Annotated in this window: 10 protein-coding genes; 3 read left to right on the top strand and 7 right to left on the bottom strand. The window is 62.7% G+C overall.

The genetic code is table 11. The annotated features are described in order from the left end of the window. Positions 1-398: 398 nt before the first annotated feature. Together GY937_24785 and GY937_24780 are read left to right on the top strand one after the other, a co-directional pair. A complete protein-coding gene (locus GY937_24785; GenBank protein ID MCP5059933.1) occupies positions 399-3515 on the top strand; it encodes an MMPL family transporter in 3117 nt (1038 codons plus the stop codon). A 97-nt stretch (positions 3516-3612) separates the two neighbouring features. Continuing rightward, a complete protein-coding gene (locus tag GY937_24780) occupies positions 3613-6744 on the top strand; it encodes an MMPL family transporter (GenBank protein MCP5059932.1) in 3132 nt (1043 codons plus the stop codon). Here the strand turns inward: GY937_24780 and GY937_24775 are convergent. Continuing rightward, a complete protein-coding gene (locus GY937_24775) occupies positions 6677-7507 on the bottom strand; it encodes a kinase/pyrophosphorylase (GenBank protein ID MCP5059931.1) in 831 nt (276 codons plus the stop codon). The genes GY937_24780 and GY937_24775 overlap by 68 nt on opposite strands. 67 nt (positions 7508-7574) lie before the next feature. Here GY937_24775 and GY937_24770 point away from each other — a divergent pair, with 67 nt between their 5' ends. Beyond that, complete coding sequence (locus GY937_24770; GenBank protein MCP5059930.1) at positions 7575-10184, top strand: leucine--tRNA ligase; 2610 nt, start codon at positions 7575-7577, stop codon at positions 10182-10184. 29 nt (positions 10185-10213) lie between these two features. On the opposite strand, the gene GY937_24765 is transcribed toward GY937_24770, so the two are convergent. The 6 genes from GY937_24765 to GY937_24740 are packed head-to-tail and all read right to left on the bottom strand — an operon-like array spanning position 10214 to position 14402. Further along, positions 10214-10441 carry a hypothetical protein gene (locus GY937_24765; protein ID MCP5059929.1) on the bottom strand — a complete coding sequence of 76 codons (228 nt, stop codon included), beginning with the start codon at positions 10439-10441 and terminating at the stop codon, positions 10214-10216. Further along, positions 10441-11067 carry a heme-copper oxidase subunit III gene (locus GY937_24760; GenBank protein MCP5059928.1) on the bottom strand — a complete coding sequence of 209 codons (627 nt, stop codon included), beginning with the start codon at positions 11065-11067 and terminating at the stop codon, positions 10441-10443. The genes GY937_24765 and GY937_24760 overlap by 1 nt, the downstream gene beginning before the upstream one ends. Continuing rightward, on the bottom strand, positions 11051-11392 hold the full coding sequence (locus tag GY937_24755) for a cytochrome C oxidase subunit IV family protein (protein ID MCP5059927.1): 342 nt from the start codon (positions 11390-11392) through the stop codon (positions 11051-11053). Before GY937_24755 ends, GY937_24760 begins: the two co-directional genes overlap by 17 nt. Before the next feature lie 9 nt (positions 11393-11401). Next, a complete protein-coding gene (locus GY937_24750) occupies positions 11402-11971 on the bottom strand; it encodes a heme-copper oxidase subunit III (protein ID MCP5059926.1) in 570 nt (189 codons plus the stop codon). An 18-nt stretch (positions 11972-11989) separates the two neighbouring features. Continuing rightward, positions 11990-13690 carry a cytochrome c oxidase subunit I gene (locus GY937_24745; protein MCP5059925.1) on the bottom strand — a complete coding sequence of 567 codons (1701 nt, stop codon included), beginning with the start codon at positions 13688-13690 and terminating at the stop codon, positions 11990-11992. A gap of 16 nt (positions 13691-13706) precedes the next feature. Next, positions 13707-14402 carry a cytochrome c oxidase subunit II gene (locus tag GY937_24740; GenBank protein MCP5059924.1) on the bottom strand — a complete coding sequence of 232 codons (696 nt, stop codon included), beginning with the start codon at positions 14400-14402 and terminating at the stop codon, positions 13707-13709. Positions 14403-14552 lie beyond the last annotated feature (150 nt).

Genomic DNA, 14552 nt, shown 5'->3' with positions numbered 1-14552 from the left:
TCAAGTCAATCCGATACCGCTTCTTCGACATACGGGCCCCATGAATCGGCCCGCGACACGGCGAGAACCGATTGGCTGCGGGGGACGCAGTGCTTAGCATGACAACACTTCCGCCTTTGGTCGATACAAGGGACTAGGCCGCCCTGCGACCTGGAGCGCTGAATCGTGGGCCCCATGCGGGTTGTCCACTCTTTTGCGAGCAGCCAGCAGGTGTCCCCGGAATCCCCCGAAATTTGGCATTTAGGTGCCGTTCGCGGTAGAACAGGGGGCTCCCGAGGTAGGCTCGGGCTCTGGACAAATCCGTGGTGTCGGCGTTGCGGTATTGAGAGGCCCTTGGGGGATGAAGCCTCTCTTTCATCGCAGCGACGCGCGCCCCCACGCCCTGGACGAGGACCAAGATGGCGGAAGCCCAAGAGCCCACCGGCGGGCAAGATTCGATGACCCTGCGTTTCGCGAAGATGATCGTGGGACATCGCAACATCGTGGCGGTTCTGTTGATCCTTTCCACGGGATTCTTCGGGTACCCGATCCTGAATACGGTCATGACGGCATTGGGTGCGCCCTTGCCGGGGCCGACCGTGCGGATCGATACGAACGCACGGGACCAGTGGCCCGACCATCCCTTCATCCACGCCCAGGACAAGTTCTCCGCGAAGTTCGGCTCGGCGACGACGGTGGCGATCGGGCTGGTAGTGAAAGAAGGCACGATCTTCACACCGGAGACACTCCAGAAGATCGACCGGATCACGAAGAACCTGGATGGCGTCGAAGCCAGTGAGGATCTGCCCGCCTTCGACAGCCAGACCGACGCCCGGGACGAGCTGCGCGACAAATGGGAAGAGGAAGCCGGAGAGGACGAAGTCTCCGCCTTCAAGATGATCCGCAAACTCGACCGGGTCTTCCCGCCCTACCCGGTCAACCATGACCAGGTGCGCTCGGTGAGTCACCGCTCCACGCGGGTGTTCGAGATCCAGCCGGACGGCGCGATCGAGAACCGACTGCTGATGCCGAAGGTCCCGAAGACCCAGGAGGAGGCGGACAAGATCCGTGAGATCGTGCGGCAGAACCCGCCCGTGATCTTCGGCCGCTATGTCTCCTACGACGAGAAGGCCGCGCTGATCACCGCCAACTTCGTCACCGACCGTCTCTCGGGCGGCGAGGTCTACTCGGCCGTCTTCGACCACGTCCAGCGCATCAAGGATGTCGAAGAGGACGAGAACACCCACATCTACGTTTCCGGTGTTCCCATCCTGGTCGGCTGGATCCTGATCTACGCATTCCAGATCGGCTTGTACGTGATGCTGACGATCGCGGTGATCTTCGCGCTGCTGTGGGCCTACTTCCGACGTTGGCATGGCGTCTTCATCCCGTTCGTCGCGGCACTTGCCACGGTGATCTGGGGCCTCGGCTACACAGGCTGGCGGGGCATCACGTTCGACCCCCTGATCCTCGTCATCCCGATGATCATCACCGCACGGGCCATCTCGCATACCGTGCAGATGGCGGAGCGCTTCTTCGAAGATTACGAGATCCTGCTGCCCCGTTACTCGGATCCGGACGAGGCCAAGCGCGAGGTCGCGACCATCGCGATGGGTGAGCTGATCGTCCCGGGCACGCTCGGCATCGTCACGGACGTCGCCGGGCTTCTGGCGATCATGGTCACCACGATCCCGCAGATGCGCGATCTGGGTGAGTTCGGCGCGTTCTGGGTGCTCTCGATCATCGTGACGGTGGAGATCCTCCACCCGATCCTGATCTGCTTCATGCCGGCACCGACCGAGCACGAGCACTTCTTGCCGGAGTTCATGATCCGATTCACGCGCTTCGTCGGAAACACGACGACGCACCCCCGGTGGAAGTTCGTGATCGCTGGGGTGACGATCTTCCTGTTCATCAGCGCGACCTGGATCACGCTCAACTTCTCCAAGGTCGGAGAAGCGAGCCCCGGCACGCCGTTGCTCTGGCCGGATGCACCTTGGAACCAGGCCACTGCGGTGATCGCCACCAAATTCGGTGGCGTGGACACCTTCGTCGTCTACGCAGACGGCGACAAGGACAATGCCAGCGGCGACGCCGAGCCCATCCAGCGCATGGAAGAGCTGGAGCGTTGGATGGCGGCGAATACGGACCTGGGAGCCTCGGTTTCGGTGGTTCCTTTCATGAAGGCCTACAACGGCCAGAACCATTTCGGAGATCCGAAATGGGCATTCGTCCCACGGGATTCGGCCAGCGTGCGTGCCGCTCTCTTCCAGCTGCGCCAGAACGGTGCTCCGGGCTTCCTGCGTCCGTTCATGACCGATGATGGACGATACGCCAGCCTCTCGCTGGTCTACCGCGATCACAAGGGCGACACGCTGATCAATGTGGCCCGAGCGGCAGATGCCTACATCAAAGCCAACCCGATCGGCCAGGTGATCGTCCGGCTGGACAAGGATCAGGCCGAGAAGGGCGCGGGGTTCTTCGAACTCCCGAAGATCAAGGACAACCTCTACTACATGCTCGGACCGCTCCTGCCAGAACGCGGCCACACGCTGAACGTGCAGATCCGCCAAAATGATGGCGGCTACGCGGCGATGCCGACCAAGCAGGTGAACGGCGAAGGCTCGATGCCGGACTGGTTCGAGGATTTCCGCGAGGACGCGCTGCTCGACTACGAGGACGCCTTCGACGAGCTCGAAGAAGGCGACGTCTTCACCTGGCCGGAATCCCTGGCCGAGTGGGACGACAGCGATGTCTCGTGGTGGTGGGAGAGCGAGGAGTACGGCATCCGCGCCGTGGGCGTGGATACGCGCAACCTGATCGTGCACGACACGAAAGCCGTCGATTCGGTACCCCGCTATCAGCCGACCAACTCCTGGACGCGTGGCATGCAGTTCGTCCTGGCCGGTGGGATCATGGGCATCCTGGCGGCGACGAATGACGAAGTGGAGCGCGCCCACGTAGCGAACATCGCGCTCATCTTCCTGATCATCTTCGTACTCCACTCGACCACCTACCAATCGGTGCCGAGCGGGTTCATCATCCTGCTGCAGATCGCGACCGCCACGATGCTCTCCCTCGCCTACATGGCCATCAAGGGAGTCGGCATGAACATCAACACCCTGCCGGTACAATCAGTCGGGGTCGGTATCGGGGTCGACTACGCGATCTACATCGTGGATCGCATCCGCCATGAAACGGCCGATACCGGCGACCTCGACGAGGCGGTGAGACGCGCGGTTCGCACGACCGGTATGGCAGTGTCCTTCACGGCCACGACCATCGTTGGCGGCATCGCCATGTGGGCGCTGCCCAGGCCGCTCGGCCCGGACCTGCGCTTCCAGGGCGAGATGGCCCAGCTACTGACCATCCTGATGGTCATCAACATGCTAGGTGCCATTACCGTGGTTCCGGCGTTCTACTCGATCTTCCGCCCGAAGGTGGCTACCGCGCTGCTCACAGATGAGCAGATGGAGGCCCGGCGCATCCAGGTGGAGATGGAGGTTCGAAAGGGCCTGCGAGACGACGACGCGTAGGCAGGGGAGGCATCCTGTTTCCAAGACGGCCCGGCCTGGGATTACCCTGGCCGGGTCGTTGCCGTTACGGTGACCCTCGGGAGGTGGCGAAAGGCCGATGGCGGAGCAGTCCGAGCGGCACCCGGAAGACGAGACCGCAACGCTCCACTTCGCTCGCTGGGTCGTGCAGAACCGGCTCGTCGTCGCCTTCGGTCTGATCCTGGCGACGCTCTTCTTCCTCTATCCGACGGTGAATGCCGTCTCCTCGAGCCTCGGCTACGAGCTACCTGGGCCGCTCGTGCGCATCGACGCCAGCGCGCGTTCCCAGTGGCCGGACCATCCCTTCATTCATGCCCAGGACGAATTCGGAAAGACCTTCGGATCGTCGTCCCTGGTCGCCATCGCGGTGGTCGTGAATGAGGGAACGATCTTCACGCCGGAGACACTGGAGAAGCTCTCGCGGATCACCCGCCGGCTCGATGGCGAGGGTTACGACAGCCGGAGTGCCGAACGCGATGCCTACCGGGAGGAGATCGAGAAACGGCTCCCCAAGGACGCGGCTGTCGATACCGCCGAACTGATCAAGATTCTCGATCGGAAGTTCCCGCCCTACCCGGTGAATCACGACCGGGTGCAGTCGCTCACCCACTCCTCCACGCGCGTCGTGACCGTCGAGCCCGACGGCGCGATCAGCTCGGAGGTCCTGATCACCGCCATCCCGAAGTCTCAGAGGAAGGCGGACATCATTCGTGAGAAGGTGCGGCAGAACCCGCCCTTCATTTTCGGTCGGCTGGTTTCGCTGGACGAAAAAGGCGCGCTGCTCTCCGCGAACTTCATCACCGACCGCCTGTCCGGCCGCGAGGTCTACAAGGCCGTCTTCGACCATGTCCAGAAGATCAAGAACGGTTGGAAGTGCACCGCCGTCGAGATCGAGAACGGCACGGCCTGCACCCTGGGCGAGTGGATCTGGGAGCCAGAAGAAGACGAGGAACACCGCATCTTCATCTCGGGCGATCCGATCGGCACCGCCTGGATCCTGACCCATGCCTTCGAGATCGTGCGCTACGTCCTGCTCACGATCGTTCTCACCTTCGCCCTCCTGCTCGCCTACTTCCGCCGCATCCACGGCGTCCTGATCCCGTTCATCGCCGCCCTGACCACCTCGATCTGGGGCCTGGGTTTCAGCGGCTGGATGGGCATCACCTTCGATCCGCTGGTGCTCGTCATCCCCATGATCATCACGGCGCGGGCCGTCTCCCATTCCGTGCAGATGGCTGAGCGCTTCTTCGAAGAATTCGAGGTGTTGATGCCTCGGTTCCGGAACGACCCGGAGCAGGCGAAGCTCGCGGCCGCGACCGCCGCCATGGCGAAGCTCTTCGTGCCGGCCACCCTGGGCATCGTCACCGACGGTCTGGGCCTGCTCGTGATCTTGATGACCTCCATTCCCCAGATGCGCGATCTGGCGGTATTCGGCGCGTTCTGGGTGTTCAGCATCTTGTTCACCGTGGAACTCCTGCACCCGATCCTGATCTGTTTCATGGCCCCGCCTCGGATCGCCGAGCACTACGTCCCCTCATTCATGACCCGCCTGCTGCGAGGGATCGGAGGCTTCGTCACCGGCCCGACGACGAAATTCCTGGTTGCGGGCCTGGCCATCGGGCTCCTGGCTTCGTCGTCCTGGATCGTCTTCACCCAGAGCAAGATCGGTGAGGCTCGGCCCGGAACGCCGCTGTTGGCCGAGGATCATCCCTTCAATGTCGCGACGGCAGCCATCTCCGGGCGTTTCGGGGGAGTCGATTCCTTCGTGATCTACGCCGACGGTCATCGCGAGGAGGCCACAGCGGACCCCGCGGTGATCCAGAAGATGGAGGAATTCGAACGCTGGATGACCGCGCACACCAACCTTCGCGTCGCCGTTTCGTTGGTGCCGATCATTCGCGCCTACTGGCAGCAGAATCACTACGGCGACCCTAAATGGAATTTCATCCCGAACGATTCCGGAACCGTACGCAACGTGCTCTTCCAACTGCGCCAAAACGGCTCTCCCGGCTTTCTCCGGCCCTATGCGACCCACGACGACAGCCAGGCCAGCCTCGGTTTCTTCTATCCGGATCACAAGGGCGATACGGTGCAGCTGGCGATCTCCGCGGCCCGTGAGTTCATCCGCCAGAACCCCATTGGCGAACTCGAACTCCGACTCGAAAGCGACCGGGCGGCCCCTGATGCCGGAGTTTTCGGCCCACAAAGAATGGCTGACCGCATCTACTACCTGTTCGGCCCGATGCTTCCGCGCAGGCCGCACACGCTTCACTTGTCGAGCCGCGATCCTTCCGGGAGCTACAGCTCTGTCGAGCTTCCGAGGCTCACACGCAGAAGCCAGGCCCCCGCATGGCTCGAGGAATTCGCCGAAGGTGCCCGGCGCGACTACCAACGTGAGTTGCAATCCATGGGAGAGGGCGGCTACTTCGCGTGGCCCGAAGAGCTGGAGGATTGGGACGCGTCGGACGTGGATGCCGTGTACGAAAACGAAGAGCTCGGGATCCGCGCGGTCGCGATGAAGACGAGAAACCTGATCGTTCATGATCTGAACGCGGTCGATTCCCTGCCTCGCTATCAGCCGACCCAATCCTGGTCGCGCGGCGTCCAGTTCGTGATGGCCGGCGGCGTGATGGGTGTGCTCGCCGCGGTCAATGAAGAAGTCGAGCGAGGCCACATCGCCAACATCTCGTTGATTCTGCTGGTCGTCTTCATCCTGCAGATCGTGACCTACAGGTCGGTCTGGATCGGCGGGATCATCGTCGTGCAGCTGGCCACGGCGACGATGCTCTCACTGGCCTACATGGCCATCCAGGGCGTGGGCCTGAACATCAGCACACTTCCGGTTCAGTCCGTAGGCGTCGGAATCGGGGTCGACTACGCGATCTACATCGTCGACAGGGTTCGCCAGGAGATCGCCACCGGCCAGGCGGGCCTCGACGAAGCCCTGCGCCGGACGATTCAGACCACGGGCATGGCCGTGAGCTTCACCGCCACCACCCTCGTCGCCGGAATCGCCACCTGGACCGCATCGAACCTGCGCTTCCAGTCCGAGATGGCCTGGTTGTTGGCCATTCTCATGGTGATCAACATGCTCGGCTCGATCACGGTCGTGCCGGCCTTGCTCTCGATCTTCGGCCCCTCGCTCAGCTCAGGCGGCGTTGAACGAGTTCCAGGATCCGAGATGCGTTCTCTTCCACGGCCTTCCCGGTGATGTCGACGGCCCTCCAGCCGTTCTGGCGGAAGAGGCGGCGGGCGCGTCGCAACTCCTGAGTAACGCTTTCCGGCTCGTCGTAGGTGCTGTAGGGCGGCGCGCCCAGCTGACGCAATCGCGCTTTGCGAATGCCGAGCAGGGTCGCGGAATCGACCACGAGTCCGAACACCCGTTTTGGATCGATCTCCAACAGCTCACGGGATGGATCCATCCCGGGTATCAAGGGAACATTTCCGGTCTTGAAGCCGCGCTGGGCCAGATACATCGAAAGCGGTGTCTTTCCCGTGCGGGAAACACCGGTGAGGACGAGATCCGCCTCGAAAAGCGTATGGAGATTGGCTCCGTCATCATGGCGAACGGCAAACTCGACGGCCTCGACCCGCTGGAAGTAATCGTCCGAAAAACTGTGCAGGACACCCGGACGATATTGAGGCTTCACGCGGTGGCGGGTCGAAATGGATTGGATCAGGGGCCCGAGCAGATCGACCGTCGGAACACCGAGCTGCTTGGCGCGATCCTGAAGCTGCCGAGCCAGGGGTTCGTGAACCAGCGTAAAGATCACCAGGGCCCCGGCCTCTGCCGCGCGTTCCAGGATGCGGCGCACCTGGGATTCGTGGCGAATCTCGCCAAAGGTGCGGACCTTGAAGTCCTCCTGGAACTGGGTCGTAGCAGCTCCGACTGCCGCAACGGCCGTCTCTCCGGTGCCATCGGAGATGATGTAGAGCTCGCGACGATCCTGTTGGCTCTGGCTTCCGTCCTTCACGCGAAGAAAGCTAGCGGGCCAGCCCACGGTTGACGCTGGTCGGGCAGCCCGGCACTTTCCAGCCGCCATGGCGTACGAACCCAAGACGATCGAGGCGCGCTGGCAGCGGTATTGGCTCGAGAACGAGACCTTCCGCTGCGAGGTCGATCCCTCCCGCCCCAAATACTACGTGCTCGACATGTTCCCCTATCCGAGCGGCCAGGGCCTGCACGTGGGCCATCCGAAGGGCTATATCAGCACCGACGCCATCGCGCGCTACAAGCGGATGCGCGGCTTCAACGTGCTCCACCCGATGGGCTGGGACGCCTTCGGCCTTCCTGCCGAGCAGCATGCCGTCGAGACCGGCACCCATCCTGCCATTACGACCCAGCGGAACATCGAAACCTACCGGCGCCAGCTTAGGAGTCTCGGGCTCTCCTACGATTGGTCGCGCGAGATCGATACCACCGACCCGAGCTACGTACGATGGACCCAATGGATCTTCCAGAAGCTGCACGAGCGCGGCCTCGCCTACGAAGCGGAGGTGGCAGTCAACTGGTGCTCCGCCCTTGGCACCGTACTGGCCAACGAGGAAGTCATCGACGGCAAGAGCGAGCGCGGCGGCCACCCTGTCGTCCGCATGCCGATGCGCCAGTGGATGCTGCGCATCACGGAGTACGCCGAGCGCCTGCTCGCGGACCTCGACGAGGTCGATTGGCCAGAGCGCATCAAGCGAATGCAGGTGGAGTGGATCGGCCGCTCCGAAGGTGCCAGGGTCGGCTTCCCGGTCGTGGATGACGACGAGGCGATCGAGGTCTTCACGACGCGCCCGGATACGTTGTTCGGCGCCACCTACATGGTACTGGCGCCAGAACATCCGCTGGTGCAGAAACTCACGACACAGGCTCAGCGCGGCGAGGTCGAAGCCTACGTGGCCGAAACGGCGCGAAAGAGCGAGCGGCTGCGCACGGCCGAAGGCGATGACAAGACGGGCGTCTTCACCGGAGCCTTCGCCACCAATCCGGTAAACGATGCGCGCATTCCGGTCTGGATCGCAGATTACGTGCTCGCGACCTACGGAACCGGTGCGATCATGGCCGTACCGGGCCACGACGAGCGCGACTACGCGTTCGCCACGAAATTCGAGCTGCCGATCCTCGAGGTCGTCGCCGGAGGCGACCTTTCCGAGGCGGCCTTCGCCGGCCACGGGGAGGCAGTGAACTCGGGCTTCCTGGATGGGCTGCCGACGCCCGAGGCGAAGACCCGGATGAACGCCTGGCTCGAAGAGCAGGGCAAGGGCGAGGCGACGATCAACTACAAGCTGCGCGATTGGCTCTTCAGCCGGCAGCGCTACTGGGGCGAGCCCTTCCCGGTCATGCACCTGGAAGACGGAACGGTCAAGCTCGTTCCCGAGGACCAGTTGCCCGTCACCCTGCCGGAACTCGACGATTGGGCGCCGACCGGAGAATTCGAAACGCCGCTCTCCCGTGTGCCCGATTGGATCCAGACGAGCGACCCGGCGACCGGCGCAAAAGCCCGACGCGACCCCAACACGATGCCCCAATGGGCGGGTAGCTGCTGGTACTACCTGCGCTTCTGCGACCCCCGCAACGACACCGCGGCCTGGTCACAGGAAGCCATGGACTACTGGATGCCCGTCGACCTGTATGTCGGCGGCGCGGAGCACGCCGTGCTCCACCTGCTGTACGCGCGTTTCTGGCACAAGGTTCTCTACGATTGCGGGCTCGTGTCGACCAAGGAGCCTTTCCAGAAGCTCCTCAACCCCGGCATGATCCTGGGCTACGCCTACCGCTACTACGACGACAACCTGTCGGATGATCCCGACACCACGCCACACGCCTACCCCCACTCAGCCGTGCGCATCGACGGCGAACGCGCAATTGCCGTTGCGACGGGCGATGAGGTCAAATCCCGTTGGCTGATGCAGGACGCCGTTCGCTGGAGTGAAGACCACAAACCCCTGCATCCGACGATCGATGATCTTCCCCTCGAGGAAGTGACCGAGAAGATGTCGAAGAGCCGGGGCAATGTCGTCTCGCCGGACGATGTGATCGAAGAGTTCGGTGCGGATGCCATGCGGCTCTACGAACTCTTCATGGGCCCTCTCGAGAAAGGTGCGCCCTGGTCCACTGACGGCATTCCGGGCTGCTTCCGCTTCCTTCAGCGCGCCCATCGCCTGGTGACGGAGGAGGAACTCGTCCCGGGTGATGGCACGGAGGAGCAAGCGCGCCTCACCGCCAAGACGGTCGCGGGCGTCACCGAAGACATGGAAGCCATCCAGCCGAACACGGCCATTTCGAAGCTGATGGTCTGGGCGCGCGACGTGAGCCGCGAAGCCCCGGCGCCGCGCTCTGGCACCCTGGCGTTCGTGAAGATGCTCGCGCCCTTCGCCCCGCATCTGGCAGAGGAGCTATGGAGCCAGCTCGGCCAACCCGATTCCCTGACCTACGAGAGCTGGCCCGAGGCCGACGCCGCATTGCTCATCGAGGACACCATCACCCTTGCGGTGCAGGTGAACGGCAAACGCCGCGATGAGATCCGGGTGCCCGCCGACGCCGACGAAGCCAGCGTGCGAAGCGCAGCCCTCGCGTCAGAGAGCGTTCAGCGCCACATGGCCGGAAAGCAGCCCCGCAAGGTGATCGTGGTGCCGAAGCGGCTCGTCAACATCGTGGTGTAGACAGGGACCCCGCCGCCCGCCCAGCGCGGCTAGGGTGCTTCGATCTTCTGGAGCGCTCGACCTCGGCGGCGGATGTACCAGACGAGGCTCCCGACGATCGAAACGGGCAGCACGCTCATCACGATGGTCGCGATGATGTAGGAATCGCGACTGCGATCGTCCTCACCCGCGGCGCATACCGCACAGGCTGCAGCGCCATCCGCCAGGAAGAGGAAGGCGATCAGCCCGAGCAAGAAGAGCGGAAGCAGGCGACGCATCAAAGGTAGATCTGCCAGTAGAGGAGCGGCCAGATGCCGACCACGAAGTACCAGAAGGTCTGGGCCGCGGCGAAGGTGCTCTGGGCCAACGCTCCCCGGCGCAGACGCGCCCAGCTCATGCCGAGTACACCGAGGGCAGCAACCGCATGGAGCCCGTGCATGCCGATGATCAGGTAGAAGAAACCGCCGTGAGTGCTCGAGGTGAGCGTCAGGCCCTCTCGAATCAAGCCGACCCACTCGACACCCTGGAAGCCCACGAAGAAGGCGCCCAGGGCGATCGACGCCGCGAGCCAGGGCTTTGCCGCCCGCCGATTCTCTCGAAAGGCTCGCTGAGCCCAGATGAGCAATGCGCCCGAGAGCAGGAGAGCCGCGGTGTTGACGGCCGTCTCGTCGACCGGCAAGCGCGGCTGCCCGGGCGGGGGCCAACCGAGGAGCGCTTGAGAGCGGGCGATGTTGTGGGCGCTGACCACCCCCGCGAAGAGCATCACCTCGGTAAACAGGAAGAGCAGCATCCCCAGCGTGGCACTCGGAATGACCGGCGGCTGCGGGTTCGTGACGACCCGAAGGCTGGCGGACGCGGCGCGAGAGGCCATGGGGGCGACCTCTTCGCTAGTGGTGGCTGCCACCGCTAGGCGGCAGCTCCACCGGGGACTTGATCCATTGATCGCCCTCGTGCTTCATGACGTCGGGCGCGGTGCCGGCGAAGAAGAGCAGCATGAAGACCAGCGCCGTACTCAGGAAGTAGGTCACGAAGCGGGGCTGCACGTTCAGATGCATGAAGTGCTTGACCACCAGGTAGGCCTTGACCAAGGCAATCCCGAAGGCGGTCAGCAGCGTGATGACCTGAATCTCGAGCATCGGGCCGAGGACACTGACCACGAGCAGGAGCAACAGAATGGCCCAGATCTTGACGTAGTAGCTCTCGGAATGCGCTTCAGCGTGTTCAGACATGGCTGACCCTTACTTCGCGATATAGAGGAGAGGGAAGAGGAAGATCCAGACGACATCGACGAAGTGCCAATAGATTCCCACCAACTCGACCCGGTGGAGTTCCGCGTTCTTCGCAGCGTCCTTGGCCACGAAAGCCATCAGGATCATGCCTGCGATGACGTGGGAGGCATGGACGCCAGCCGCCGTGTAGTAGAACGCCCAAAAACCGTTGGCGCTGATCGTGAAGCCGTGAGTGATCTCGGTGTACCACTCGTAGCTCTTGATGCAGAGGAAAATGCCACCGCCGAGGATCGTATAGACGAGGCGCCGGGCGGCGAGCTTGCCATCACCGCGCTCCGCGGCGGCATGGGCCGCCACGGCCGCCAGGCTCGAGGTGAGCAGCACGAAGGTGTTGGTCGCCCCGATCATGGTGTTCGTGTTGGCGGCATAATCAGCCCAGATGCCGTGGGACAGCCGGAACATGATGTACGACGCCAGGATGCCGCCGAAGATCACGATCTCGGAGGCCAACACCCACCAGACAGCCAGACGACCGGTGGGGATACCCGCGGCGGATCGAGTGTTCGCAATCGGTCTCATCGTCTCTCTTTCTGCTGCCTAGGCCGGCTCGTTCTGCGGCCAATAGTCTTCTTCACGGTCCGGATGGCTGTACTCGTAGGGCCCCCGATAGACGGTCGGCAGCTCCTCGAAGTTGCCATGGCCCGGAGGAGAGGGTGCCACCCATTCCAACGTGTTGGCCTTCCAGGGGTTGTTTCCCGCCTTCTTGCCATTTCGCAGGCTCACGAAGACGTTGACGAAGAAGACGACCTGGAAAGCGATCATCACCAGCAATGCAACCGTGGCCATGATTCGGAGGTCGAACATCCAATCGAGAGCCAGGTCGGGGAAGTTCTCGTAGTTGTAGATGCGGCGATGCTGCCCCGCCAAACCCAGCACGAAGAGCGGAATGAAGATGAAGTTGAACGGGATGATCGTGCCCCAGAAGTGAATCTTCCCAAGCGTGTCGTTCATCATCTTCCCGGTCATCTTTGGCCACCAATAGGTGATCCCGGCGAATGTGCCGATGATGGCGATCGGGAAGAACGTGTAGTGGAAATGGGCTAGCACGAAATACGTATCGTGGAAGTAGATGTCCGAACCGCTGGCACCGAGGAAGATGCCCGTCACGCCACCGATCAAGAACTCGCCGATGAACGCCAGGGCCCAGAGCATCGGCGTGTTCAACGTGATCGACCCGCCGTAGAGCGTGGCGATGTAGACAAAGACCATTTCGGCGATCGGAACCGAGATCAGCAGTGTCGAGATCGTAAAGACGTGAGCCATCCGCGGATCGATGCCCGAGACGAACTGGTGGTGCGCCCAGACCGTGAAGGAGAGGACGCCCGTCGCGATCGCGGTATTCAACACGGTGCGATACGCGAAGAGCTTCTTGCGCGCGAAGACCGTGATGATCTCCGCGGAGATACCGATCGCCGGAAGGAGCACGACGTAGACTTCGGGGTGTCCGAAGAACCAGAAGAGGTGCTGCCAGAGGACCGGATCACCGCCCCGGGTGGGATCGAAGAAGCCGGTGCCGAGGTTCTGGTCGAACAGCAACATGATCGCGCCAGCCACCAGCGGACCCACGGAGGCCATGAACAGGAGGCTGGCGATGACGATGAACCACACGATGACCGGAACGTCGTAGAGCTTCATGCCAGGCGCCCTGGAGTTCATGGCCGTCGTGATGAAATTGATGCCGCCCAGCAAGAAGGCGATGAACTCCAAAGCGACGGCGATCAGCCAGATCGATGAGCCTAGTGGTGTGAGACTGTATTCGGCCGTCGAAGAAAGCGGCGGATAGGCTGTCCAGGCACCAGCGAAGGCACCACCCTCGACGAAGAACGACGAGATGAGCACCAGCGCCGAGAGCAGGAAGATCTGATAGGAAAGGCGATTGATCTTCGGGAAGACCATATCGTCGCAGCCGATCATCAGCGGGATGAGATAGTTCCCGAAAGCCGCGATGAGTACGGGCATCGCCACCCAGAAGATCATGATCGTGCCGTGGTTGGTGACAAGGGCGTTGTAGTCCCCCGGCGTCACGACACCCCAGAGCGGGACTTCCATTCCGGGGAAGGCCAGCTGCATCCGGAAGGCGTAGGCGAAGAATCCGCCGATCAACGCCATCGCGATGCCGGTGATCATGTACTGGAAGCAGATGATCTTGTGGTCTGTCGACCACAAGTACTTCTTCACGAAACCTTCGTCGTGATGGCGGGTGTCGTCGTGGTGGGTCGCGACTTCCGCGGTGGCCATTCGTCTGCTCTCCCAGCTACTGAGCGGTTGCTGCGAGCGCGATCGGCGCCTGCTGCGCCTGCCAGGCCGCGTGCTTCTGTGAGGACTCGATGTAGATGCGGCCGGGCATCAAGCCATGGCCGATTCCGCAGATTTCCGCGCATTGGATGTCGTATTCGCCGGTGATCGTTGGCTCGAACCAACCGGTGATCACCCGCCCGGGAATGGAATCCTGCTTCAAGCGGAAAATCGGAACCGAGAAATCGTGAAGGACATCGAGCGAGCTGAGTTCGTAGATGTACGGCTTGTTCACCTCGACATGAAGCTCATCGATCATCGGGATGTCGTCGGCGGTGTCGAGTTTTCCATCCGGGCCCGCATGCACGAACGTCCACGCCCATTGCTGGGAAATGATCCGAACGCGCTCGGCCTCCGGTTCTTCGGGCAGGGTCTGCTTGATATCGACCCAGACCTGCACGGCGCCGATCACGATGAAGATGTCGCACACGAGGATGAGGTGATGCGGCCAGTGCACCCACCGGGCCTCGTGCTTCTCGTAGCCGGTGACGTACTGGGCCTTCTGGTTCGGCTTCTTGCGGAACCGGAAGATCAGGAAGAGGAAGGCTCCAAGGGACGCCATGAACCAGAAGCCGACCAGAACGCCGATCAGGTTGACCACGCCATCGAGGCTGGCGGCGTAGGTCGAGCCCTGTTCGAGGAAGTACTCGATCATCACTTCACCCCTAGCAGGCTGCGGAAGAACGCTGGTGGCGTAGCGGAAACCGGGAGCTCGAGGGGGTTTTCCCGGGAATTGAGCGCGGAATCGGGGTTTCGCCGCCGGTGAGTGTCCGGCTCGTGACCCGCGCGGCGCTCCGTTCGGGCC

It is taken from the genome of bacterium, assembly GCA_024228115.1.
In the GTDB taxonomy this organism is placed as follows: Bacteria; Myxococcota_A; UBA9160; order UBA9160; family UBA6930.
The sequence above is the reverse complement of the archived record's forward strand: the minus strand, read 5'-3'. Positions and strand labels throughout refer to the sequence as shown.